Source organism: Mesorhizobium sp. C395A (assembly GCF_030323205.1).
GTDB lineage: Bacteria > Pseudomonadota > Alphaproteobacteria > Rhizobiales > Rhizobiaceae > Mesorhizobium.
Genome location: NZ_CP100473.1, coordinates 118,720 through 142,305 on the forward strand (window position 1 = coordinate 118,720; position 23,586 = coordinate 142,305).

At 62.7% G+C, this 23,586-nt stretch carries 21 protein-coding genes; 7 read left to right on the forward strand and 14 right to left on the reverse strand.

What is annotated here, in order from left to right; genetic code table 11:
- Window positions 1-37: 37 nt before the first annotated feature.
- Both NLY37_RS00560 and frp read left to right on the forward strand, forming a co-directional pair.
- Window positions 38-319, forward strand: a complete 282-nt coding sequence (locus NLY37_RS00560; protein ID WP_023740598.1) for a hypothetical protein — start codon at window positions 38-40, stop codon at window positions 317-319.
- 83 nt (window positions 320-402) lie between these two features.
- A complete protein-coding gene (frp, locus tag NLY37_RS00565) occupies window positions 403-735 on the forward strand; it encodes a fluorescence recovery protein (protein ID WP_023695254.1) in 333 nt (110 codons plus the stop codon).
- Between the two features lie 46 nt (window positions 736-781).
- On the opposite strand, the gene NLY37_RS00570 is transcribed toward frp, so the two are convergent.
- From NLY37_RS00570 to NLY37_RS00610, 9 genes are all read right to left on the reverse strand, one after another.
- Entirely contained in the window at window positions 782-1,810 is a 1,029-nt protein-coding gene (locus NLY37_RS00570; RefSeq protein ID WP_023695255.1) for an ROK family protein, read from the reverse strand.
- Window positions 1,810-2,535, reverse strand: a complete 726-nt coding sequence (locus NLY37_RS00575) for a ribulose-phosphate 3-epimerase (RefSeq protein WP_031202456.1) — start codon at window positions 2,533-2,535, stop codon at window positions 1,810-1,812. The genes NLY37_RS00570 and NLY37_RS00575 overlap by 1 nt, the downstream gene beginning before the upstream one ends.
- A gap of 4 nt (window positions 2,536-2,539) precedes the next feature.
- Window positions 2,540-3,361, reverse strand: a complete 822-nt coding sequence (locus tag NLY37_RS00580) for a sugar phosphate isomerase/epimerase family protein (protein ID WP_023740599.1) — start codon at window positions 3,359-3,361, stop codon at window positions 2,540-2,542.
- A gap of 39 nt (window positions 3,362-3,400) precedes the next feature.
- On the reverse strand, window positions 3,401-4,243 hold the full coding sequence (locus NLY37_RS00585; RefSeq protein WP_023740600.1) for a carbohydrate ABC transporter permease: 843 nt from the start codon (window positions 4,241-4,243) through the stop codon (window positions 3,401-3,403).
- Window positions 4,244-4,247: 4 nt separating this feature from the next.
- A complete protein-coding gene (locus NLY37_RS00590) occupies window positions 4,248-5,144 on the reverse strand; it encodes a carbohydrate ABC transporter permease (protein WP_023682645.1) in 897 nt (298 codons plus the stop codon).
- A gap of 140 nt (window positions 5,145-5,284) precedes the next feature.
- Entirely contained in the window at window positions 5,285-6,532 is a 1,248-nt protein-coding gene (locus tag NLY37_RS00595; RefSeq protein ID WP_023740601.1) for an ABC transporter substrate-binding protein, read from the reverse strand.
- A gap of 115 nt (window positions 6,533-6,647) precedes the next feature.
- A complete protein-coding gene (locus NLY37_RS00600) occupies window positions 6,648-7,793 on the reverse strand; it encodes an ABC transporter ATP-binding protein (RefSeq protein ID WP_023686996.1) in 1,146 nt (381 codons plus the stop codon).
- A gap of 89 nt (window positions 7,794-7,882) precedes the next feature.
- On the reverse strand, window positions 7,883-8,833 hold the full coding sequence (locus NLY37_RS00605; protein ID WP_023740602.1) for a PfkB family carbohydrate kinase: 951 nt from the start codon (window positions 8,831-8,833) through the stop codon (window positions 7,883-7,885).
- 3 nt (window positions 8,834-8,836) lie between these two features.
- Entirely contained in the window at window positions 8,837-9,637 is an 801-nt protein-coding gene (locus NLY37_RS00610; protein WP_023692211.1) for a beta/alpha barrel domain-containing protein, read from the reverse strand.
- A 162-nt stretch (window positions 9,638-9,799) separates the two neighbouring features.
- Between NLY37_RS00610 and NLY37_RS00615 the strand changes: the two genes are divergently transcribed.
- The 3 genes from NLY37_RS00615 to NLY37_RS00625 all read left to right on the forward strand — a co-directional run bounded on the left by NLY37_RS00615 (window position 9,800) and on the right by NLY37_RS00625 (window position 12,961).
- Window positions 9,800-10,561, forward strand: coding sequence for a DeoR/GlpR family DNA-binding transcription regulator (locus NLY37_RS00615; RefSeq protein WP_023740603.1), 762 nt, complete (start codon window positions 9,800-9,802; stop codon window positions 10,559-10,561).
- 254 nt (window positions 10,562-10,815) lie between these two features.
- On the forward strand, window positions 10,816-11,964 hold the full coding sequence (locus NLY37_RS00620; protein ID WP_023740604.1) for a Gfo/Idh/MocA family protein: 1,149 nt from the start codon (window positions 10,816-10,818) through the stop codon (window positions 11,962-11,964).
- A gap of 64 nt (window positions 11,965-12,028) precedes the next feature.
- Window positions 12,029-12,961 (forward strand): alpha/beta hydrolase, encoded by a 933-nt coding sequence (locus tag NLY37_RS00625; protein WP_245270690.1) that lies wholly within the window; start codon window positions 12,029-12,031, stop codon window positions 12,959-12,961.
- Here NLY37_RS00625 and NLY37_RS00630 read toward each other — a convergent pair.
- Window positions 12,949-14,013 carry a LacI family DNA-binding transcriptional regulator gene (locus NLY37_RS00630; protein ID WP_031194612.1) on the reverse strand — a complete coding sequence of 355 codons (1,065 nt, stop codon included), beginning with the start codon at window positions 14,011-14,013 and terminating at the stop codon, window positions 12,949-12,951. The two genes, NLY37_RS00625 and NLY37_RS00630, sit on opposite strands and share 13 nt — an antisense overlap.
- Before the next feature lie 226 nt (window positions 14,014-14,239).
- Between NLY37_RS00630 and NLY37_RS00635 the strand changes: the two genes are divergently transcribed.
- On the forward strand, window positions 14,240-15,625 hold the full coding sequence (locus NLY37_RS00635) for an FAD-binding oxidoreductase (RefSeq protein ID WP_023740607.1): 1,386 nt from the start codon (window positions 14,240-14,242) through the stop codon (window positions 15,623-15,625).
- 13 nt (window positions 15,626-15,638) lie between these two features.
- Here NLY37_RS00635 and NLY37_RS00640 read toward each other — a convergent pair whose 3' ends face one another.
- Window positions 15,639-16,127, reverse strand: a complete 489-nt coding sequence (locus NLY37_RS00640) for a TerC family protein (RefSeq protein ID WP_023740608.1) — start codon at window positions 16,125-16,127, stop codon at window positions 15,639-15,641.
- Window positions 16,128-16,383: 256 nt separating this feature from the next.
- Between NLY37_RS00640 and NLY37_RS00645 the strand changes: the two genes are divergently transcribed.
- Complete coding sequence (locus NLY37_RS00645) at window positions 16,384-17,031, forward strand: ThuA domain-containing protein (RefSeq protein WP_023740609.1); 648 nt, start codon at window positions 16,384-16,386, stop codon at window positions 17,029-17,031.
- A gap of 199 nt (window positions 17,032-17,230) precedes the next feature.
- On the opposite strand, the gene NLY37_RS00650 is transcribed toward NLY37_RS00645, so the two are convergent.
- The 3 genes from NLY37_RS00650 to NLY37_RS00660 all read right to left on the reverse strand — a co-directional run bounded on the left by NLY37_RS00650 (window position 17,231) and on the right by NLY37_RS00660 (window position 23,389).
- On the reverse strand, window positions 17,231-18,757 hold the full coding sequence (locus NLY37_RS00650) for an HlyD family type I secretion periplasmic adaptor subunit (RefSeq protein WP_023740610.1): 1,527 nt from the start codon (window positions 18,755-18,757) through the stop codon (window positions 17,231-17,233).
- A 3-nt stretch (window positions 18,758-18,760) separates the two neighbouring features.
- Window positions 18,761-20,476: a type I secretion system permease/ATPase gene (locus NLY37_RS00655; protein ID WP_023726319.1), complete on the reverse strand. Its 1,716-nt coding sequence runs from the start codon at window positions 20,474-20,476 to the stop codon at window positions 18,761-18,763.
- Window positions 20,477-20,581: 105 nt separating this feature from the next.
- Complete coding sequence (locus NLY37_RS00660) at window positions 20,582-23,389, reverse strand: DUF5801 repeats-in-toxin domain-containing protein (RefSeq protein WP_023740611.1); 2,808 nt, start codon at window positions 23,387-23,389, stop codon at window positions 20,582-20,584.
- Between the last annotated feature and the right edge of the window lie 197 nt (window positions 23,390-23,586).

Here is a 23,586-nt window from a genome sequence, read left to right on the forward strand (position 1 = left end):
TATGCTGCGATTCCGAACCGTCAGAAGGGTATTGCCGATGACCATCAAGATCCTCGCGACCTCCGCCCTTGTTCTCGCGCTTGGCTGCAGCCTGTCTACCGCAGCGCTCGCCAAGGAGAAGAAGCACCGCCATCGCCAGCCGGAACCGGAGCAACGCTACGTTCCCGCCCATCGCGACCTCTTCTATGCCCTGTTCGACGGCCCGCGCTACTATGATAAGATGCTGGTCACCACGGCTGCCGGCCCCTGCTCCTACGACAGGGTCGGGCCGGACGCGAATGCGCTGAACAAGGTCAACGATCACCATTGCGGGAAGTAGAACGGCCCCAAAAGCGGGGCTGTCCTGCGCCTGTCGCGGGTTCTACCGGATGCCGGCCACCGCGAACTCGATAGAGATAGCCGATGACCGTCGAAAAATGGTCTCCGTCCGAAAGGAAGGCCGCTCGCAGAGCCTATGACGCAGCGCTGAAGGTGGCGCTCGACAAGACGCTGGCTGAACTCAAGAGCAGGGCCCACGTTGCGGCAACGCCTTCCGAAATGTGGGACGTCGAAGACTTTCTGCGGCAGCAGCGACGGAAGATCGACCAGATGTTCGACTATCGCTATTCACAGCTAATACAGGTCTTCGCCAATCTCATCCGGCAAGGCTATCTCGAGGAGAATCTCTTTGTTGGCTTGTCGGAAGACAAGCGGCAAACGATCCGAAAATACGCCAGCTGGAATCGCGAAGGGTAGGGGTCCTCTTCGGGGACCCTGGCGCTGCGCGCCGCGCAGTTTGAGCTCAGCCGTGGCTTGCCTCTCTGGCATCGGCGGTCGCGCCTCTGTCCTTGTCGTCCTGCGCCATCGCCAGCGGCGCACCCGGTTCGCCTTCCCACAGGATCAGGCTGGCGGCACCGATCAGCCCGGCGCGGTCGCCGAGTTCAGCCTGCACGATCGGCACGTCGCGATAGGCCGGCATCGCCCGCTGCTGGATGACCGCTCTGATCGACGGTGCCAGAAGGTCGAACCCGTTGGAAAGGCCGCCACCCATGACAATCAGATCGGGCGAATAGAGATGCAAGACATTGGTGAAGCCGATGCCCAGCCATTGTGCTTCCGCCTCGATCAGGTCGAGAGCGTTGGCGTCGCCGGCCTTGGCAGCCTCTACGACATGCCTGGCCGAGACGTCGCCGTCATTTGACAGCCGTCGTAAGAGCGAGCCGTCGCCCGGCGCGGTCAGTCGCGTGGCGCGGCGGCCGAGCGCGGTTCCGGAGGCAACGGCCTCGAAGCAGCCGATGGCGCCGCAAAAGCAGCGGTCGCCTTCACCGGTGATGGTCATGTGGCCGATCTCGGCCGCCAGTCCGCGCCTGCCGTGATAGATGTGGCCATCGGCGACGACGCCGCCGCCAATGCCGGTGGACACAGTCACGAACACCAGCGATCCGCTGCCACGTCCGGCGCCAAAACGCCATTCGCCGAGCGCCGCCGCATTGGCGTCGTTTTCCAGCCGCACCGGCAGCCCGAAATGCCGCCCCAGAATGTCGATCAGCGGCACGTCGTGCCAGCCGGCCAGCGTTGGCGGCGCAATGACGATCCCCGCCTTGGGGTCGAGTGGCCCCGGCGCACCGACGCCGATGCCGGCGACGTTTGCCTGCGGGTGTTCCCTAAGCAGCGTGCCTGCCAGAGCGACGATCTGGCCGATCACCGCCTCCGATCCCGCACCGGCAAGCGTCGGCGCCGAAGCATGAGCGACGATACGGCCATCGCTCTCGACCAGCGCACCGCGCAGCGCCGTGCCGCCGAGATCGAAGGCGAGCGCAAGCTTGGTCATCAGGCGGCGACCTCCAGCCCGTGCAGCCAGGCCATGCGCCGGGCAAGGTCGGGATCGCCGAAGGCCAGCGAGCCCAGCACCACGGTCTCCGCACCTGCGGCGCGCAGCAGCGGCACGGTCTCGTGGCGGATGCCGCCATCGGCGGCAAGCACGATGTCGGCCTCGCGGCCGGCTTTGCGCATCAGCGCGCGCGCCTCGATCAGGCGCGGACACGCCTGCTCCGACAGGCTCTGGCCCTTGACGCCGATGGAGGTGCCGAGCAGCGTCACGAACGCCACTTCCGCCAGGAAGGGCGTGACGGCCGCGACCGGTGTTTCCAGCCGCAGTACCACGCCGGCCTCGGCCCCGAGTTCATGCGCCAGTTTCACGGCGCGCAGGCCGGTCTCGCCGTTTTCGGCGTGCACGCTGATCAGGTCGGCGCCGGCCTCGATGAACTGGCGCGTCTGTTCTTCGACGATCTCGGCTTCGACCATCAAATGGACATGGATCGGCTTCGCGGTGAGCTTGGCGATGCGCGCCACCAGGTCCGGGAAGAACAGGAAGCCAGGGGTGAAGCGGGCGTCGGCGACGTCGATATGATGGACATCGGCATGGGTCTCGATGCGCTTCAAATCGTGCTCCATATTGGCGAGGTCGGCCGACCACAGCGAGAACTCGCCGATCAGCCGGTTGCGCGGCAGGGCAGCGATCGCGGCGGGGCCGGACAGGGGCTTGTTCGTCGTCATCGTCTTAGGCTCCGTAGCCGCGCATTGTCTGGCGGTTGGTTTTGACGGCGCCGGCAGGGTCGGCGGCGGCCGTTTCGGACTCTTCCTCCAGCACCAGCCAGCCGTTGAAATTGGGTGCAGCACCAGCGATCTCGATCACCTTCGCCGTGTCACAGACGCCCTTGCCGAGCATCGCCCAGGTTCCATTCGCGTCGACATCCTTCAGATGCACATAGCGGATGCGGTCGCGATAAGTGGTGAGCGTATCCGCCATGTCCTGGCCACCGCGCAAGATGTGGCCGGTGTCGGGCACCCAGCCCACCAGCGAGGCGTCGAGCAGCCCGAAGATGCGGTCGTAGTTGGCGCGGTCGAACAGCAGCGTGTTGTGATGCGAGCTTGGATGCACCGCGACCTGGACGCCGGCCTCGCGCCCGAGCTCGCCGGCTTTGTTGTAGACCTCGGCGGCGATGGCAAACTTGTCGTCGCGCGGCCCGTCGGAAACGATCGTGGCCGAGCCCATCGACACCAGCGCGCCGGGAAAGGCGGCGGCGAAGTCGATCCAGCGTTTGGCGGTCTCCAGGTCGGCGCCGATCTCATCCCTGAGCGTGAAACCGCTCTTGGAGCCGAAGGCGAAGGAGACGAGCGTCAGCCCGGATGACTTCAGCGCGGCGGCGAACTCCGCTGGCTTGGCGGCATAGCGGCCGATCATCGTGTCGGTGATCTCGATCCCGGCATAGCCGCCATCGGCGATCGCCTTGAGCAGATCGTCCGGGCCGCCGGCGAAACGGTCGCCGAGCATTTCCCAGGTAAAGGTCTGGCAACCGACTTCCAGGTCTTTCACGGTCATCCTTTCATTCCTTGATTCCACCTCCGTTGGAGGGACATCCTACTTGACCGACCCTGCGGTCATGCCGGCGAGGAAGAACCTCTGGGCAACCAGGTAGATGACCAGGAGCGGCAGCGAGCCGAGCACGCTCATCGCCATCATCTGGTTCCATTCGAAGGCGTGTTGCCCCATCAACAACTGGATGCCGATCGGGACGGTGCGCATGGACGTCGACTTCGTCAGTGTCAGCGCAAAGAGAAATTCGTTCCAGCACAACAGGAAGGTGTAGACCGACGTCGCCACGATACCAGGCAGTGAAATCGGCACGATCACCCGCCACAGTGCGGTCCAACTGGTGCCGCCGTCGACAGCCACCGCTTCATCGAGGTCGTGGGGCAAGGTGTTCAGATATCCCGTCATCAGCAGGATCGCATAGGGCAGCGTAAACACCAGATAGGTCAGGATCAGCGCGACATAGGTGTCGAAGATGCCATACGAGACGACAAGCCCGAAGAAGGGGATCAAAAGCGTGATCGGCGGGATCGTCTGCGTGCTGATGATGAGAGTGTTGAGGCTGCCCTTGCCGCGGAAATTGAAACGGCTGAACCCATAGGCCGCCAGCAAGGCGATCAGCACCGTCAGCACGGTCACCGCTCCGGCCACGAAGTAGCTGTTGAAGAAGAAGCGCAGCTTTACCGGGTCGCCCAGGATGGCCGCATACGCTTCCAGCGTGAAGGCCTTCGGCAGGACGGTTGGTGGCAGGGCGAAGATTTCGGTGTTCGACTTGAACGAGCTGCTCAGCATCCAGTAGATCGGGAAGGCCGCGAAAAAGAGCCCTGCGGCAAGCGCGACATGCAGCGCGGCGGTGATCAGCCTGTCTTTCGGCGTGTGCATTTTCCTCATGTGACTACCGAGCCTTTTGATAGCGGATGTAGAACAGCGTCAGGCCGAGAGAGATCAGCAGGATGACCACGGCGCTCGCCGAGGCCTGCGACAGGTTGTAGCTCGAAAACGCCAGCTTGTACGTGTAGGTGCTGAGGACCTCGGTCGAGTAGATCGGACCGCCACCCGTCGTTATCCAGATCAATGGAAAGACCTGCATGGTCCAGATGAAGTCGAGCAGCGAGATGCTGATGATGATCGGCATCAGCTGCGGTATGGTGATGAAGATCAGCTTCTGGTAGGCCTTCGCGCCGTCGATATCGGCGGCCTCGTAGAAATCCTTGGGAATGCCCTGCAAGCCTGCGAGCAGGCTGACCATGAAAAGCGGGTAGCCCGCCCAGATATTGGCGAAGGTGACGGCGTGCAGCGCGGTCGCGGGCGAGGAAAACCACTCGACCTTGGAACCGATGATGCCCATCTGCATGAGAACACTGTTCACGACACCATTCGGCTCAAGCAGAAGGCGCCAGATCACCGCGATAATCACCGCGGTGAACAGCCAGGGCAGTATGTACAGCACGCGCAGGATGTTGCGCAGCGTCGGATTGATGCGGTCGCTGTTCAGCATGAGTGCGAAGAGCATGCCGATGGTCATATGGAAGACGACACTCATGCAGGTGAAGTAGAGCGTGTGCCACAGCGAGGCCCAGAACACCGGATCGGCAAAGATCGCCTGGTAGTGTTTCAGTCCGGCAAAGGACGGGTCGCGACGCAGCACCGCGCTGTTCTGGAACGAATAGCCAATCACCGTCACCATCGGCAGCAGCATCAGAAGGCCGATTATGAGGAGCGATGGTGACAGATAGAGATAGGGTGCGACCGCTCGTTTCAGTCGATGGTGGGAGCGCTTCTGCCCGGTCATGTGCGACCTCTGGGATGTGCCTTCAGGAGGAAGGTGCGCTTCAAAAACAGGTCCATCTCAAATTGCCGATCCGTTGTTGACGGGTGGCCTGGCCGAGGCCGGGCCACCCGGTGGAAGATAGCAAACGGGCAATGGGCCGCTCAGAATTTCGCCGTCCAGCCCTTTTGAGCGTTGGTTGCGGCTTGTTCCGGAGACTGCTCGCCGGCAAGCATCTTCTGAGCCTCCACGTCGAACTGGGTCATCAGGTCTTCAGCCACCGGCAGGCCCGTGAACTCGTTGGCGAGATAGCCGGTCTTGAAGATTTCGAAAGCCTTGGCGAAAGCCTTGTCCGAGGTCACGAAATCGGGCTTGGCGTTGACGTTGCCCGGGAAGGCGTTTGCAAGCGACACGAGCTTGGCATTCACCTTCTCGCTCATCAGATATTGGACGAGCTTCCAGGCTTCATCCTGATGTTTCGAGGCGGCAGAGATGCCGATGCCCCAGGAGGCATAGGGAAGGCCGCGCTTGCCGCTGTAGTCCGCCACGACCGGGACCGGGATGAGGTCGAAGTTCAGCTTGGGATTGCGTTTGCGGATGAGATTCACATGGGCGAGCGAGTCGATCATCATTCCGACCCGATCGTTGACGAATTCCTCGACCTTCTCCTGCTCGGTCTTGGTGGCAATGCCGGGCGAGATGACGCCGGCGTCGTTCAGCGATTTGACGAAAGTGAGCATATCGACGACCGGCTTGCCCTCGAGAGCCGGCTTGCCTTCAGCCATCATCGATTGACCCGAGGCCCAGACCCACGACATCAGGTCGTTCTGGACACCGGACGGCGTTTGCAGCGACAGGGGCAGCACCCAGCCATACTGGTTCTTGTCGGCATGGGTCATCTTCTTGGCGGCTTCGAGAAACTCCGCGCGGGTCGACGGCAGCTTGGTGACGCCTGCCTGGGCGGCGAGGTCCAGATTGACGAAGACCGGATAGACGAACGAAGCCACGGGAAACATCACCGCCTTGCCGTCCACCTTGATGATATCCGCGACCTGGGTCTTGTCGAACCCGCTCGCATCCATCATCGGGTTCATGTCGGCCAGCGCACCCTGCGCGTTCAGATTGTTCACCCAGGCGCCGTCGAGACCGACGACGTCGCTGAGCGTTCCGGTTGCGGCGCCGACCGAGATCTGGTCTCGCGTGGTCGCATAGGGACCGCTGACCAGCGTCACCTTGATGCCGGGGTTTGCAGCCTCGAAGTCGTTCATGATTGCCCTGAGCGATCCCGCCGGCAATTCGGGCTCCCACCATTGGGTGAATTCCAGCGTCGTGTCCGCCATGGCGCCGGTTGCACCAAGCAACCATGCGGCCGCGGCTATTTTCAGCATCGCGGGTCGTATCCGAAACATCATTTTCTCCTCCTTCTTCAAGGTCGGCCGCACAATGCGGACGATCGTCTGTTCATTCAGAAGCCTTCTTGTATCTTCCGCAGGCACCTCGCTCCCGCCCGCGGTCTTCCGCAGATCTTCAGATCGCCAGATGCGTTTCGGGATCGAAGAAATGGAACTTGGCATCATCCACGGCCAACCGGATTTCCGAGCCGGAGCGGACGGCGCTGATCGGCTCGAACCTCGCCACCGCGTTCGACGCCAGGCCGAAATCGTCCACCGCATCCGGATCGCCGGAGTCCACCCGGACCGCGTCGATGTTCATGTGGACGATCTGTTCGGAGCCGAGTTCCTCGATCGAGGTCACCCTGGCCGGTATCGTCTGATACTTGCGACCGGATTCAAGGCTGCTGTCATAAAGATCCTCCGGTCTGATCCCGAACACGACCTTGCGCCCCGCATACGACCTCAAGGCCGGCCTGCGCACGAAGGCTGCATCCTGCAGCCGGACGGCGAAGTCGCGAAAAGCGAGCTCGCCGCCCTTCAGGGTCGCCTCGAAAAGGTTCATCGAAGGAGAGCCGATGAAGCCGGCAACGAAGGCGTTAACCGGCGATTCATAGAGCCTCTTGGGTGTGTCGACCTGCTGCAGCACACCGCCTTTCAACACCGCGACTCTGTCGCCCATCGTCATCGCTTCGATCTGATCGTGGGTCACGTAAATGGTCGTGACGCCGAGCTGCTTTTGCAGGCTGGTGATTTCGGCGCGCATTTGCACACGCAGTTTCGCATCCAGATTGGAAAGCGGCTCGTCCATGAGAAAGGCGGCCGGCTCGCGCACCATGGCGCGGCCCATGGCAACCCGTTGACGCTGCCCGCCTGACAGGTTCGCGGGTTTGCTGTCCAGCAAAGACGTCAGCTGAAGAGTTTTGGCGATCTCGTCCACGCGCTTCTTGCGCTCGGCCTTCGGCTTGCCTGCCAGCCGCATCGAAAAGGCGATGTTTTCGGATACCGTCATATGCGGGTAGAGCGCGTAGCTCTGGAACACCATCGCGATGTCGCGGTCCTTGGGCGGCATGTCGACGACGTCGACCCCGCCGATCCGAAGGCTGCCGCTGGTGATGTCTTCCAACCCCGCGATCATTCGCAACGCCGTGGATTTGCCGCAGCCGGAAGGCCCGACGAGGATCAAGAACTCGCCGTCCTTGACCGACAGGTTCAACTGGTCGATTGCGCGAAAACTGTTCCCGTAGGTTTTGCAGATCTTCTCAAGAATGACTTCTGCCATATTCCTGCCTCCACAAGTATAAGCCCTGATTTTTATGATTCTCCTGGGCTTGTGTTCGCCTGCGAAATGTTTCGTCGGATCGTTTCAGGTCATACTCCAGCATCCACATGCGCATTTTTCAGGTCGACTGCTGACGGCGCGTTCGCCGATGCCAGGAGTTGCGTGACCTGGTCCTCGGTCGGAAGCGCCTCGCGCCCGCCACGCCCCGTTATCGAAACGGCCGCCGCCGCGGCCGCGAATGCGATCCGGCCCGCGGTGTCGGCTCCGCGCGTCAACGCATGGGCATAGGCGCCATGAAAGCAGTCACCCGCGCCCGTGGAGTCGACGACCGCAACCCGGTGCGGGGGCAGGTGCCAGAGACCTGTCTCTTCACGGCCGCGATAGTACACACCCCTGCCTCCATCGGTCAGAACCACGGCGGATCGCGATGGCAACCACAAGGCATCGAGCATCTCGGCAGGCGCTCGGCGCCCCGTGGCAGTCCGTGCAAAGCTAAGTGGAAGAATGAGATGGTCGCAGAGCGCGATCAGCCGTTCCGTGGCGGGACCGCTGCTCCATTCGATGTCGCCCAGGATCGCAAGGCCGAGATCGCGAGCCCGAGCCACGACATCCAGCGACCCGGTCGCATAGCTATCGACGATCAGGACGGTCGCGCGGCTGAGGATATCGTCCGGAAAGTCCGGAGCGGTGCCCAGCATCGCATCGTCGTCATACGCGATGAACCTTTCCCCGTCCGAGCCGACGGTGATCCGCGAGTGCACCGGGCGCGCGTCGGGATGGCGCGGCGCGAATGCGGTTTCAATACCGCTCGCCACGAGATCGAGCTGCACCGCGTCGTCCGAGGCACTGGCCAGCCATCCGACGAACCCGGCGGTTCCGCCGAGCCGCGCGACGGCGGCCAGCGCCGTCGCGACATTTCCCCCGAAGGCGCGGGTACTTTGCAGAACCTTACCCTTGCCCGCCGACAATGGCTGATCGACGTAGACGATGTCGTCGATCGCAATAGCGCCGAAGCCGAGGATCGAGGGGATGGTGGGCATCGTTCAGGCACCCGCCTTCGCCAGGGCGTCTTGCGCCGAAAGGCCGTCATGGATGACGCCGCGAAAGGCAAGCGCTGCCTTCTCCGGATCGCCGTGCCCCCAGAGATTGCGGCCGACCACGGCGCCGCGCGCGCCGGCACGGATGGCATCCGCCGTCTGCTGAAGCGCGCCGAGCAGCGTATCGGTCTTTGGACCGCCCGCGATGACAACCGGCACCGGGCAGGTCCGGACGGTCTCCCGGAACGACTCGAAATCCCCGGTGTAGCCGATCTTGATCACGTCGACGCCGGACTCGTAGCCGATGCGCGCCGCATAGGCGATCTCGTCGGGGGTGAAGACGATCTTTGCTCCGTCGGTGAAATCGCGAGGGTAGATATGCGCCACCACAGGCATGCCGTAGCGGGCCGCCGCATTCACCGAATCGGTCAGCCAGCGTATGTATTTGCCCTCCGTCGCGCCGCGCACCGGAATGGCCACGGCCAACGCATCGGCCCCCGCGCGCACCGCGTCCTCGGGCGTTGCGATCAACTCGCTGATGCGATCGTCCGCGGTGAAGCAGCCCGCCTGAATCACCAGGGAAGCTTTGCCCGCATATTGCGGCCACAGATGGCGCGCGGTGCCAGGCTGGATGCTGACGTAGTCGGGTTTGCCCGCCATGACGCGTGCGAGCGCACCCGGCAGGTCGGCAAGGCCGCCTTTGCGCACGTCGCCATAGCCGACGAAGTGGTCGACCGCGCCGCCAAAAAGGTTCCCCGATGGATGCGAGAAGAGGCGCGCGAGGCGCACCTTGGTTCCTAGGCTCATGAGTCCAAAATTCCCTGATCGGTTGATTTAAAAATGCTCGATCCAGTGTTTCCGAAAGAAAAAAGAAAAACAATCTTTCGAAAGCTTTCGAATCTGCATATTTCCGGTAAGGTGAGCCGAGGCCGGCGCGATTGCTCGGCGCAGGCAGGCAAGGGCAGGGCAATGTTGTCGGAGCAGAGACGCCAATCGATCCTGGGCGAGGTGCAACGCAGCGGACAGGTTCGCATCAAGGACCTGTCGGACGGGTTTGGCGTGTCGGAGGTCACGGTGCGCTCCGACCTCGAAATACTGGACCGCAAGGGACTGCTGACCAAGACCCGTGGAGGAGCGGTGACCCGGACCACCGATTCGACGACGGCCGCGTTCGCGCGGCGGATGCAAACGAACCTCGACGCAAAGAAGCGCATCGCCCGGGCGGCGCTCGACCTTTTCGAGGACAACCAGTCGATCATCTTCGACGGTGGCTCGACCTTGATGCAGCTTGCCATGCAGTTACCGCCGCTCAGCAATGTCGTGGTCGCGGCCACGGCCATGAATATCGTGCAGCATCTTATGCATCGTCCCGGGCTCGACGTTCATATGATCGGCGGCCGGGTCTATCCCGACACGGTGAGCACGCTGATCACCGATGCCGACACGGCTCTCGGCGGCCTGGTAGCGCATCAGGTCTTTGTTGGAGCGCATGCGATAGACTCGTCACTGGATGTGGTCGACGTGAACGAAGACATGGCGCGAACGAAGCGAAACCTCGTTCGCATGGCCCGGCGCGTTGTCCTGCTCGCCGATTCGAGCAAATGGGGCGTCAGCGGGACGTCCAAGGCATTTTCGCTGTCGGCCGTCGATCTGGTGATCACCGACGATGGCCTGCCCGGTCCAATACGCAGCGAGCTTGATAGGATCGGGGCCAAGGTGATCTATGCCTGAACCCATCCCGGTCTCTGATGCGCGACGGAAAGCGCGCATGAGCCACGGGCTTCGCAGCGGCCGTCGGCCGTTTTTCATGCCGGTCATGTTCTCCTCCTCACGCTGGCGGCCTCCCAGTGCACGCCAGAATTCTCATAAGCTCTATAAAAATTTTACGCGCGTCAACATTTAAAGTCCTGTATAGCGGATTGCGGGGGGTCGTGGGAACTGCAACGGTTGCGCAGCATGCCCTTGGCTTCGGAGGAAAGCTGGAAATGCACGGAAAATCAGAGACAAAGCTCGGCATCGGTGTCATCGGCTGCGGCAACATCTCGATGACCTATCTGCGCAATGCAGCGCTCTTCGGTGGTGTCGAGCTACGCGCCTGCGCCGACATTTCCGCTGACATGGCCGAGCTGCGCGCCAGGGAATACGGCATCCGCGCCCTCGGCGTTGACGCGCTGCTGGCCGACCCCGATATCGACCTCGTGCTGAACCTGACAATCCCGGCGGCGCATTTCGACATTTCGTTATCGGCGCTTTCAGCGGGCAAGCACGTCTTCACCGAAAAGCCGTTGGCAACCTCCGCCGCCGACGGCCGCCGGCTTGTCGCCGAGGCGGCCAGGCGCGGCCTGCTGATCGGCTCGGCGCCGGACACATTCCTCGGCGCCGCCGGCCGCCGCGCTCGCCGGCTGATGGATGACGGCGCCATCGGCAAGCCGGTGACCGGCACCGCCTTCATGATGGGACGCGGCATGGAGCACTGGCATCCCAATCCGCAATTCTACTATCAGCCCGGTGGCGGCCCGGTCTTCGATATGGGTCCCTATTACCTGACCATGCTGGTCAATCTGCTCGGCCCGGTCGAGCGCGTCATGGCGATGGCTACACGCGGCCAGGAGGAGAGGCTGATCACGGCCGACGGGCCGTTCAAGAACACGACATTCAAGGTCGGCACGCCGACCAACATAATGTCGCTGCTCGAATTCCGCTCGGGCGCCACCGTCACCTTCGGCGCCTCCTGGGACGTGTTCAAACACTCCAACCATCCGATCGAACTGCACGGCACCGAAGGCTCAATGAGACTGCCCGATCCCGACACGTTTGGCGGCACCGTTTCGCTGTCGGAGCGTGGCGCCGACTGGGCCGATTTCGCCAGCGAGAGCGAACTCTATGGCGACCGCAACTGGCCCTATGCGGCGCCCGACCGCGCCAATTACCGCATGCTCGGCGTCGCCGATCTGGCGCGCGCGCTGGCCGCGGGCAGAAAGCCGCGCGCCTCCGGTGAGCTGGCGCTGCATGTGCTTGAGATCATGGAGGCGATCCTGGCTTCGGGCGAAAGCCGTGGCTCGGTTGCCGTCAACGGCACGGTCGACCAGCCGCCGCTGCTTGGCGAAGACGAAGCCGCAACCCTGCTTGCCTGACGGAGGTTCGCCCGTGACGCCATCGCCACCGTCCCCGTCGCCCCTAGATCCGGAGGCCCGGCATGTGCTCGAGCTCGGCAGCCAGGCCGGCGCGCCGCCGTTCGAAACGGGAACGCCTGAGCAGGCGCGCCGTGCCTACAATGAAGGCTTCCCGACCCTGCAAGGCGAGCGCGAGCTGGTCGCGTCGATCAGCGAGCGCATCATTGCAGGACCCGGCGGTCCGCTGAGGCTCAGGATCTATCGCGGGCAGGGCGCGCCTTCGGCAGGCGCTCCGGCGCTGCTTTATCTCCATGGCGGCGGCTGGGTAATCGGCAATCTCGACTCGCATGACGAGATCTGCCGCTGGTTCGCCAACGAGGCGGGCGCAGTCGTCGTTTCCGTCGACTACCGGCTGGCGCCGGAACACAAATTCCCGGCGGCAATAGAGGATTGCCGAGCGGCACTTGCTTACATGCAAAGCGCCGCGGACGAGCTCGGCATCGAGGCTGCCCGCATTGCGGTTGCCGGCGACAGCGCGGGCGGCAATCTCGCCACGGTGCTTGGCCTGCTCACCCGGAGGGACAAAAATCCGCCGGCAGCGCAGCTTCTGTTTTATCCCAACACCGATGCTGGGCAGACGGCCGACAGCTATCGCCGCTTCGCTGCAGGCTTTGGACTGACCGCCTCGACCATGGCCTGGTTCCGAGATCACTATATCCGCAATGCCGCCGACATCGGCGACTGGCGCACCTCACCGCTGAAGGCGGAGAACCTCGCCGGTGCGCCGCCCGCCTTCATCGCCATCGCCGGTCACGACATCCTCGCCGACGAGGGCGACGCCTATGCCAGGCGTCTGCAGCAGGCCGGCGTGCCGGTCGTGCTGGAACACTGGCCCGGCCAGATCCACGGCTTCGTCTCGATGGGCCGTCACGGCCCGGCAGCGAGACAGGCGGTTGCCGCCGCCATTGCCGCGTGGCGAAGCTTCGATCCTGCCTTTGGAAAGGTTCAAGCGGACTGACGCATCACCAGGGCCGCGTCGAGGCTGACCTTCGGCGCGACGTTTGCCCTATCCTCGTTGAGCAGAGCGAGCAATGTCTCGACGCTGCGCCCCGCCATGGCGGCAAAATCCTGCGCGATGGTGGTCAGTGCGGGGCAGGTGTAGCGGCTCAGCGGATGGTCGTCATGGGCGGCGATACGCAGGTCGCAATCGGCCTTGCGGCCGATCTTCAGCCCTTTCGCGAAGGCTGCCGCCATCACGCCGAAGGCCAGGCGGTCATTCGCACACAGTATGGTCTTGCCGGGCAGACCCCCGGTCTTGCCGGGCAGACCTCTGGTCTTGCCCGGCAGGCCGCTGGCCCCGAGCATCTGTTCCATCTGCTCGTAGCCGATGCGCTCGAAATCCCATGTGTAGTCTCGGGTGTTGCCGATAACCACCGGCTCCTGGCCAAGCTGACGCATCGCGGCGACGTAACTGTTCAGGCGCTCCGGCGAATTGTGATTGACATGCGGGATGTCGAAATAGACCGGGGCGTCGCCGGAGCGGCAGAGATAGTCGACGATGGTCGAGACACTCTGGGCGTTGTTGTTGCCGACAAAGGGCGTGCCGCCTTCAAGATAGGTGTCGAAATAGACGACCGGCATTGTCTGGGTCAGCTTCTCCAGCGTGCGCCGGTCCGAGCGCAAGCCGAGCGGCGCGATCAGCGCGCCCGAAACTTTCAGCGACAGGATGGTACGTGTCGCCTCCATTTCGAGCTCGGTCGAGCCATGCGAGGAGATGACGATCGGCCAGTAGCCCTCGTCGCGCAGCCGAAGTTCGATGCGGCTGACCATTTCGGAATAGAAGGGGTCGGTGACCGTCGGTACGACAATGCCGATGGCGCGGGTGCGCTTGCGGTTGAGGTTGCGGGCAAACAGATTGGGCTGGTAGTCGGATGAGCGCAACGCCTCTTCGATGCGCTTGCGCGTTGCCGGCTTGACGCTGGTCGGATCGTCGAAATATTTCGACAGCGTCGGCCTCGAGACGCCGCAGGAGCGGGCGAAATCCTCCATCGTCTTGTGCGTCATCGGCATTCAATCCCTCGTCTGGCACGCGCCAGAACCTCGGTCATCCCTTGACGCTGCCCACGGTCCTGCAGCCGGCGCGTCTGCCACGCAACGGCAGACGAAATTTACAGGAAACGTGAGTGGGTTCAACGCGCAATGACAGATTATACCGTGCGTAAATTTGTTCAATTGACGCGAAAATTGTCGCGCATCAAAGTCTCGGTCACAAAGAGCGCTGAAAAGTCCAGGCACCATGACACAACAGATCGATCGGCTTCTTTCCCAGCTATATCGTCGGCTCGATGCCGCCGCGATTGTGATCGGCGATGCTATCGATCCGCGCTATGGCGACGACCTCTCCGGCAAGGGCGGCGGCCAGCCCGAACTGGTCTTGCGTCCGCGCAACGCCGCCGACGTCGCCGAAATCCTGCGCCTATGCAGTGGTATCGGCCAGAAGCTGGTCGTCCATGGTGGCCGCACCGGGCTGGCAGGCGGCGCGCGCGTGCAGCCGGGCGAAGCGGTGCTGTCGCTGGAGCGCATGACCGCGGTCGAAGCGCCCGACCGCGCCGCGGCAACCATCATCGCAGAGGCCGGCGCGCCGCTGCAAATGGTGCAGGAAGCGGCCGATGCAGCCGGCCTGATGTTCGGCGTCGATATCGGCGCGCGCGGCACGGCGACGGTCGGCGGCAACATCGCCACCAATGCCGGCGGCATTCGCGTGCTGCGCTACGGCATGTACCGCGCCCAGGTTCTGGGGCTGGAGGCCGTGCTTGCCGACGGTTCGATCCTGACTTCGTTGCGTGGCCTGGCCAAGGACAATTCGGGATACGATCTCAACCAGCTTTTCATTGGCAGCGAAGGCACGCTGGGCGTGGTTACTCGCGCCTGCCTGCGGCTGCATCCCAAGCCCGCCACCGAGGTTGCCGCATTCTGCGCGCTTGGCTCGCTGGGGGCGGCCATTGCGCTGCTCGACCTGCTCAAGCAGCGGCTCGGTCCCTTGCTGTCAGCCTATGAGGTGAATTTCTCGCCGCTCTACGGCTCCATGATTGCCGGCATGGCGGCGCCGGCGCCGCTGCCGGCCGGCGCGCCGGTTTACGTGCTGGCCGAGATCCAGGGCAACCAGGCCGAGCTGGACGGCGAGCGTTTCGCTTCGGTGCTGATGCAGGCGGTCGAAGACGGCATCGTCGCCGACGTGGTCGTCTCGCAGTCGCCGCGCGAATTCCGTGCGCTATGGGATGTGCGCGAAGAGGCCAACCGCTTCCTGTTTGCGATCGAGGGCATGATCGGCGTCGACATCAGCATCCCGTTGGCGACCATGGCGGATTTCCTGCGCAACGCCGAAGCCGCGATCCACGCCGTCGACAGCCGCGCCGAGATCTACGTCTTCGGCCATCTCGGCGACGGCAATCTTCACTATCAGGTCGACACCACGGAACCGGCCGCCGCCTATGAGATCATCTATCGCGGCGTTGCCGCATGCGGTGGCGCCGTCTCGGCCGAGCACGGCATCGGCCTCGACAAGAAGAAATGGCTGAACCTCGTGCGCAGCGACGCCGAGATATCAGCCATGCGCCGGCTGAAGGTGGCGTTCGATCCGCACAACATTCTCAACCCAGGGCGGATTTTCGATATCATTTGATCGCCAGGAGGATCTAGCTTGCAACTGGCGAGAGCAGCGCGTGGAAGTCGACCGTTCTCATCTGCTCGACGCCGTCCAGAGTCATATTTCCCGCGACATAGACGATGATTGCCAGACCGAGCCAGCCGATCCAGCGATACCTGGCAAGCAGCGCCGCCACCAGCGTCGAGGCGACCGCCATCAGAACCACCGACAGGATGAGACCGAACACCAGCGCATTCATGTCGTGGGCGGCGGCGCCCGCCACTGCCAGTACATTGTCCAGCGACATCGAGACATCGGCGACGACGATCTGCAGGATCGGTGCGCAGCGCCTTGGCCGGCCGCGCCGTCTGCGGATCACCGCCGCTGCGGCAATGCCGGCGATGATCGCCTTCTGTCGCAACGCCTTGGCGAGGCCTGCGGCCGCCATGCCGATCACCACGACATTGTCGCCAGAGAGCACAAGGTTGATGGTGATGACTTCCAGATAGGCGGCGACAGTCGTCTGGTCGAAACTCATAAAGCGGTCTCCCCGGAAGGCTCCGGCTGGTTGCGGGCGCATCGACCGATGTCTGCGCAAACGCGAAGACAGCTGATTTGAGTGCAGCCCGGTATTGAAACAAGACGCCAGCGCGGCCAATCGGTCCTCATCCACGGAATTCATCGCCGGGTCGTGATTTCCGACCAGAAATGCCCGTCCCAGAATGCCCGTCATGGAAGGAAGACAAAAGCGTTCCGCTTGCCTATCAATATTGCCGACCAAAGGAGAGACGAGCATGAGCAAGACGGCACTGATTTTCTGGGGCGGATGGGAAGGCCACACGCCGGCTCGCAGCGCCGCTGTCGTCAGCGAGTTATTGACCGGGCATGGCTTCGAGGTGCGGACAGAAGAGGGCACATCGGCGCTTGCCGATCCGCAGCTCCCGGCCATCGATCTGATCGTGCCGGTGATCACCATGTCGACGATCGATAAACCGGAGCTGCAAAACCTCACCGCCGCCGTCAGCGGCGGGACCGGCCTTGCCGGCTTCCACGGCACCATGGGCGACAGTTTTCGCAACGAGCCGAACTATCAGTTCATGACCGGCGGCCAATGGGTCGCGCACCCCGGCGACATCATCGACTACCGTGTAGACATCATCAGCGACGATCCGATCGTCAGGGGTATCGAGGGTTTCGCCTACCATTCCGAGCAGTATTACATGCATGTCGACCCTAGCAACGAGGTGCTGGCGACGACGACGTTCAGCGGTGAGCATCTCGACTTCATCGACGGCGTCGTCATGCCCGTGGTCTGGAAGCGCCGCTATGGCAAGGGCCGCGTCTTCTTCAGCGCGCTCGGCCACACCGCGGATGAGTTTTCCGTGCCGCAAATGCGCACCATCTTCGAGCGTGGGGTGCTGTGGGCCAGCCGATCGGCCTGATCCCGGGCTTGGCGTCAAGCTGAGCGCAGTGGGACGGATTGCTTATAGCGATCGTCCAGTTCCGCGAAGCGGCGCTCCCGACACTGCTGGGGGCGCGCTGGCGAAGGAATCGCCAATGCCATGACACTCGAGCCGTATCGTTCGACGGGCGGCTTTTCGGAGGATTGGATGGCGTCGGGATACGGGAAAGTAGAAGACTCTAATTCTCTCTGAATCCTCGATTGAGCGAGTCGCGAACCGGCGCCAGCATATAGTCGAGCAGTGTGTGCTCGCCAGTCAGGATCATCACTTCGGCAGGCATGCCGGGCGACAATTTTACGTCATGGAGGTTTGCGAGGTCAGCCATATCGACTTTGATCTTGGCGAGAAAATAGGGTTCTCCGGTCCTCTCGTCCGTCAGCCGGTCGGCCGATACCGAGGTGAGCAACCCGTGGATTTGCGGAAGATGCCGTGTTGGATAGGCTGACAGCACAACGCGTGCCGGCATGTCCGGATGCACCATGTCGATGTCCCGCGGCTTGATCCGTGAATCGATGACCAGGTTGGACTCATTCGGAACGATATCGAGGAGGGGCTGGCCGCTGGAAATCACGCCAGATTCAGTTGTGACACGCACGTTCATCACTGTTCCCGCGATCGGCGCGACAATGTCAGTCCTGGCCAGCACATCCTGACGCGAGGGTAACAGGCTCCGCAATTCGGCCAAATCGCCGCGCACCTTGCCAAGATCCTCGTTCGCTTTCTCACCATCCTGTTGCCGCAAATTGAGAAGCTGCAGCTCGGTCTCGCCGATCTGCTGTTCGTTGCGCGCGACCTGCGACCGGTTCGACGCCTGGCTCGCTCGGATGTCGGCCTGGGCACGCTGCAGCGCAAGGATCCGCGGCAGGCGCTCCAATCCCTTTTTGTACATTTCCTGTGCCGAAGCGATCTCGCGGTCGATCAGCCCCAGTTGCTCCTCCTCGGCTGCGATCACTTCCCTGGACCCGGTGATTTGCTCCTCTATCTGCCGTATCCGCTTGTTGAGGATCTGCTCGCGCCCCTCGCGAGTGGCAAGGCGGCTGCGAAGCAGTTCCTGCTCTTCAGCGGCCACTTTCTGCCCGGCCTGGTTGTCAGCCGATGTCAGTTCCTTGGGAAAAATGATTTGATCTTCTCCGGCAAGCTCCGCACCCAAGCGCGCTTCGACCGCCAGCAAGCGAATGTAGCGCGCATGCAGCTCGTCGTAGCGGCCCTGTGCATCGGTCGTCTTCATGCTTATCAGAACCTGGCCCGCTGTGACCTTGTCGCCATCCCGCACGTGGATCATCCCGATGATGCCGCCCTCCAGATGCTGAACGGTCTTCCGGTAGCCGTCCGGGCTGACGATGCCGGGGGCCACGATGGCGCTGGCCAGGAGGGCCACGTCTGACCAGAGGGCGATGCCGCCGACAAAGAACAGCGCGGAGAAATAGCCGAGTATACGCGCTGGACGCGTCCGGCGATTCAGGTCGCGCTTGCTATCGCGATATGTAGACGAACGCCGCCGGACAAGCCCGACAAGCACGAGCACGAACAGCGCGGTGGCAGTTGCAGCCAGCGCGGCGCGCGCCGGCACGTCCAGGCTGTCGAAACGGTTCGAAGCCGCCGCAGCTAGATCTCCAGCAGCGACAACTAACCTGTCCAGCACGTCACGCAGGCTGGCCATCAGCATGTCCATCATCTTCGACAGGTCGCTAAATCGGTCGCTCATGGCTCACTCCGCCGCCTTCAATTTTGCCGGAACGACGACGCTGGTCTTGTCTTGCCCGGACGACGGCACGGCAGTCGGTTTGCGGTGACCGCCCAGCGCGCCCAGCACCTCGTCGCGCGTGCCGAACATCTTAACGGTGCCGTCGTGCATGAAAACGACATGATCCGCCGTACGCAGCAGGTTCGTCTGGTGGCTGACGAGAATGACGGTGCAGCCCCGTTCCTTCAAATGGTGAAGAACATTGAACAGAGCCATTTCACCATCGCCGTCGAGGCCAGTGTTCGGTTCGTCGAGCACGACGAGCGCGGGATTGCCGAATAGCGCCCGGGCGAGAGCGATGCGCTGACGTTGGCCACGCGAGATTCGCGCCCCATGCGGCCCCACCTCCGTTTGATAGCCATTTGGCATCCGCAATATCGTCTCGTGGATACCTGCGGCCTGCGCCGCGGCGATCACTGCGGCACTATCGACATCGCGCAAGCGCGCAATGTTGTCGGCGATCGTTCCCGGAAACAGCTCGACCTGCTGCGGCAGGTAGCCGATGTGCATTCCAAGCTGGTCCGAAGGCCAACTCGCGAGCTCTGCGCCGTCCAGCCTTACATGACCGAGCGAAGGCCGCAACGTTCCCACCATGAGGCGGCAAAGTGTGGTCTTGCCGGAACCCGACGGACCAATCACGCCGCAGGTCTCGCCGGCCTCGACGTTGAACGATACTTTGTTCATCAGGGCCTGCTGTGTACCCGGCGCATGGTAGTGTGCGTTCTCGAGCCTTAGCCGGCCTTGCGGGCGGGGTAAGGTCACTTCACCGCCCTGCCTAGAATTGGTGTCCGCGAACAGGCGCATGAGGTTGCGACGCGCGGTGCGAGCGGTAACCAGGCTGCGCCAGGCTCCGATCGAGCGTTCTATCGGCGCAAGCGCGCGGCTCAGCAGTACCGATGCCGCGATCATCGATCCGGCCGTCAGTTCGCCGCGCAAGACAAAGTAGGCGCCAAGTCCCAGCACGGCCACTTGCAGGGCCATGCGCAGCGAGCGCGACAGGCTCCCGATGCTGGTCGTGCGACCGAGAAGTTGCGCCTGGATGGTCATCAACGACTGCTGCTTTTCTTCCCAGCGCTGCAGCGCCGAGCCCGACATGCCGAGCGAGCGCAACGTCTCAGCGCCATCGATGTATTGGCCGGCCGCGACCTGGTTGCGACGCAGCTCTGCCGACGTTTCCTGGCTCCTGCGGCGGGTAAAGAAATCATTGGCGAGCGCGCCGCAGAACAAAAGGATCGCCCCGATGAGTCCGAGCACGCCCAGTGCTGGGTGCAGAAGCCACATGAACGCCAGGAAGACGGGCGTCCACGGCGCGTCGAGAAAGGTCAGCATGCTGTCGCCACCGACGAAACCGCGCAGGTCCGCTACGTCCTTCAGGCCGGCCTCGACGTTGCTACCCGCGAGGCGAGCCTCCATGGCTCGTTCGATCACCGGGACGTTCAACTGGTCGTCGAGCCATTGGCTGATATGGCCGAGGATCATGCGGCGGGCTTGTTCCAAAAGGCCATAGACGGCGATCGCGCCGATCACCGCCAGGGTGAGCCACACCAGCGTGTCGATCGACCCGCTCGACAGCACCCTGTCGTAGATCTGCAGCATGTAGACGGTGCTGGCGAGCATCAGGACGTTTGCAAGCAGGCTGAAGATGAGCAGGGCGGGCGCCTGGCGCCGGGCCAGATGCATTACCTCTTCGAACTGCGGTCTTGGCTGCGGCACGGCTCGCCCCCCATTGTGATGCTTTGGATTGTGCCGGCCGGGCGCCAGGAAAGGCGCCCGCCCGGTGTCGGGTCAGATGATGCCGTCCGGGGCGTCGACATGGACCGAGAACGTGTCGGTAAAGCTGTCATTGTCGCCGTCGACGAGATTGGCCGTGAAATCCAGGTCGAGCGGCGCCGGGTTGGACTCCTGCTCGAGCGAGAACTGAATCACGGGGATCTTGACGGTGCCCACGCCCATGATGAGCTGGACCGCCTCGATCTGCTTCGCGCCGCCGTCGATCTCGAAGTACTTCCCGCCCTCCGCGACGTCAGGAATGAGCGGGTCGTGGCGCGGGGCATTGCTGAGCATGCCCGCCGTCACGTCGGTAGGACCGCTGACGGTACCGTCCGTATAGTAGACGATGTAATAGAGGTCTTCCGTAGCCGGGTTGTAGCCGCCGACGGAGTTGTCGATATAGACCGTGACCTTATCCACGTCTTGCTGGGGATTGACCACGAAGCTCTCGTCGCCCGAGGTGATTGAGGTGCCGGCGAACAGCGGGGTACCCCCGCTCTTGCCGTCGAGGTTGTTGTTGTTGACGCCGATGCCCGAAGTCGACACGTTCATCTTCGATGAGCTGTTGATCAGGCTGGTGGCACCATACCCCTCCAGCGTTGCCTCGGTAGGGTCATTGTTGACCAGGTCTTCGATGTCGTTCGGGAAACTGCCCGCCCCATTCTCCAGGGGAGCGGTCACCAGATTGCTGAAGAAGATGACGTCACCGTCGTGACCGGCCGGCGGGAATTGCAGCGTCTGCACCGCGTCCGGACCGCCCGCCTTCAGCGAACCCTGTGTGGTGTCGAAGGTCGTGATCGTTCCGGGAGGGGTGTCGACGTCAAGGTCGTAAGTGCCGTTGACCGGATCGAAGGTCAGTGTGAAGTCCACGTCTTCAGCCGTGCCGTCGCCGTTGAAGTCATCGTGGATCGAGCCTGTGAAGGTGTAAGGGTCTGCCGCGTCCGGTGTCAGGGATAGGCCCGACGTTACCTTCGGGTTGGAGTCGATTGTATAATCGTCCAGCGTTACGCCCAGCAGGTTGAACCCGTCGGCGTCTGGGTCGTGCGTCCAGGTGCCATGGGCGCCACTGTCGTAGTCACCGGTTGCGTTCTCCACAGCAATTGCCGGCCCGGTGTCTTCGAAGGTGAAGGCACCGCCTATGTCGACCGAGGTGTGCGCGCTGTCGCCGTCGCCGTCGGTTGCGGTTGCGGTCAGGCTCACCAGGTTGGCGGCAAGGATGACCGGAGTGTCCGCCTCTACGGGATCGGTTGGATCGCCATGGACAACCGCACGCGACTGGTCGAGGGTCACGTTGCCGTCGGCATCGACCGAGATGCGGAACACCTCATCCGTGCCGGCAGTGCCGACGATGTCGCCGCCGACAACATTGAGAAGCACCTCAAGGCCGCTGAGCGTATCGAACACGCCGCTGGCGACGTTACTGCCGCCGCCGAGTACATCCAGCGTGTAGGTCACATCGTCGGTGGCCGCTGGTCCATCGACGCCAAAGTTCGGCGTGAACAGCGCCGCGAAGCTGGTCGAGTCGTCGGTAACGAAGTCCGAATCGCCGACCACCAGGGTCGGTACGTCATTGCCGGACGGCACGATCGATGGGCCGTCATCGTCGAAGTTGATCAAGGAGCCGACCTCTGCGCTGGCGACGTTGGTCTGATCTGTGCCGAAATGCACTTCCTTGACATCGAAATAGTCTTTTTGCGCGTCAATGTTCTTGATGGTGAAGCGGTCAAAGGTTCCGTCTGCGGTGAAATCGACCGTCACACCCTCGCCGACATTGTGAAGGATCACTCCCAGGTTGGTGTAATCAACCGTGATGCCCAGGGTGGCGGCATCCGTTACCACGCCGTTCAGCTTGAAAGTCACTGAGGCGATGTTGACTTCCGCATCGTTGTCATCACCCGGTAACGTGGCGCCTTTCGCGTTGTCATCATTGTTGTAGGCGTGGACCTCTATGTCAGCCACGGTATGGGTCGGAGTAGACTGCGAAATCGAGAAACCCGCGGTGGAGACGGTCTCGATGTGATCTGTGTAGTTCGGCGCGGTCGGCGTATTGGTAAAGTTCTTGCCGGCGCTCTGGGTGCCGCCGTTGATCAGGTCGATCTGAAGCTCACGGCCAAAGCGCACGTCTTGAGATGAGACGCCCAGGCCTTGCGTGCTGACATTGACTTCAGCCTGTACGCCATTGTCATGAGCCGTGACCAGGATCTTCTGCGTGCTCGCCGTGTCGGCGTCGAGGATATACCACTTGTTGTGTCCGGGAGGGGCGTCACCAAGCGAGCTGAAATTCAGGACGCTGGTCCCGGTGACCGAGGCGTAGACTAGCTGATCCAGATCGATTAGATCGACGTCCGCGTTGTCAGGGTCCGGATTCATCAACGCCACGTACTGGACCAGGTACAGGTCCGCGTCGCCGTCCAGCGCAAACGAGAAGGCGAGGGGATCGAGTAATGGATCGGGCTCGCCAACTGAGGTCGGGTCAGAGGTCCCAATGACGCCGATCACGACGTCTGCATTGTTCGGGTCCTGGAACAGCCAGACATAATTGCCATCGACCGTCCGGATGCCGGTGACCGCGCCGTCGGTGGGTGAAAACGCAGTTCCCGAAGAGTCCTGGGCGAGAACGACCGAGGTGATGGTCTCCCCTGGGTCCGCAGAGGCCACCACGAAGTCCTCCTTGAAGGCGACCTCCAGCGCGGTGCCAAGATTCAGCAGATATTGCAGCGTGGTGTTGGTGCTGTACAGCGGATCGGATGGGTCAATATCATTGTCCGTGAGGCCAGCGCTCTCATCGATGATGATGTCATGAGCTGTGATGTCGATTGCCATGGAGATTCTCCCCTTTTTGAACAACATCAAGAAAAGGGGTTCACCCCCACCCGATGTCGGATGCACCTACCCCAGGGCATCCGCCGGCGCACAGAATTGCGGCCGTTTATCCTCCATTGTGCCGCCGACGCAGAGGACGCGTCCATTCGCGGTTCGATAGTGTTATGGTGAATGCCCCTACCTGATCGAACGATATA

Coding starts and splice junctions, on each gene's coding strand:
- NLY37_RS00570 (WP_023695255.1), bottom strand. CDS start 1,810: ATGACCAAGCTTGCGCTCGCCTTCGATCTCGGCGGCACGGCGCTGCGC.
- NLY37_RS00630 (WP_031194612.1), bottom strand. CDS start 14,013: ATGCCGATGACGCACAAGACGATGGAGGATTTCGCCCGCTCCTGCGGC.
- NLY37_RS00560 (WP_023740598.1), top strand. CDS start 38: ATGACCATCAAGATCCTCGCGACCTCCGCCCTTGTTCTCGCGCTTGGC.
- NLY37_RS00650 (WP_023740610.1), bottom strand. CDS start 18,757: ATGAGCGACCGATTTAGCGACCTGTCGAAGATGATGGACATGCTGATG.
- NLY37_RS00595 (WP_023740601.1), bottom strand. CDS start 6,532: ATGATGTTTCGGATACGACCCGCGATGCTGAAAATAGCCGCGGCCGCA.
- NLY37_RS00580 (WP_023740599.1), bottom strand. CDS start 3,361: ATGACCGTGAAAGACCTGGAAGTCGGTTGCCAGACCTTTACCTGGGAA.
- frp (WP_023695254.1), top strand. CDS start 403: ATGACCGTCGAAAAATGGTCTCCGTCCGAAAGGAAGGCCGCTCGCAGA.
- NLY37_RS00620 (WP_023740604.1), top strand. CDS start 10,816: ATGCACGGAAAATCAGAGACAAAGCTCGGCATCGGTGTCATCGGCTGC.
- NLY37_RS00635 (WP_023740607.1), top strand. CDS start 14,240: ATGACACAACAGATCGATCGGCTTCTTTCCCAGCTATATCGTCGGCTC.
- NLY37_RS00575 (WP_031202456.1), bottom strand. CDS start 2,535: ATGACGACGAACAAGCCCCTGTCCGGCCCCGCCGCGATCGCTGCCCTG.
- NLY37_RS00600 (WP_023686996.1), bottom strand. CDS start 7,793: ATGGCAGAAGTCATTCTTGAGAAGATCTGCAAAACCTACGGGAACAGT.
- NLY37_RS00585 (WP_023740600.1), bottom strand. CDS start 4,243: ATGAGGAAAATGCACACGCCGAAAGACAGGCTGATCACCGCCGCGCTG.
- NLY37_RS00640 (WP_023740608.1), bottom strand. CDS start 16,127: ATGAGTTTCGACCAGACGACTGTCGCCGCCTATCTGGAAGTCATCACC.
- NLY37_RS00645 (WP_023740609.1), top strand. CDS start 16,384: ATGAGCAAGACGGCACTGATTTTCTGGGGCGGATGGGAAGGCCACACG.
- NLY37_RS00660 (WP_023740611.1), bottom strand. CDS start 23,389: ATGGCAATCGACATCACAGCTCATGACATCATCATCGATGAGAGCGCT.
- NLY37_RS00605 (WP_023740602.1), bottom strand. CDS start 8,833: ATGCCCACCATCCCCTCGATCCTCGGCTTCGGCGCTATTGCGATCGAC.
- NLY37_RS00610 (WP_023692211.1), bottom strand. CDS start 9,637: ATGAGCCTAGGAACCAAGGTGCGCCTCGCGCGCCTCTTCTCGCATCCA.
- NLY37_RS00590 (WP_023682645.1), bottom strand. CDS start 5,144: ATGACCGGGCAGAAGCGCTCCCACCATCGACTGAAACGAGCGGTCGCA.
- NLY37_RS00615 (WP_023740603.1), top strand. CDS start 9,800: ATGTTGTCGGAGCAGAGACGCCAATCGATCCTGGGCGAGGTGCAACGC.
- NLY37_RS00655 (WP_023726319.1), bottom strand. CDS start 20,476: ATGCATCTGGCCCGGCGCCAGGCGCCCGCCCTGCTCATCTTCAGCCTG.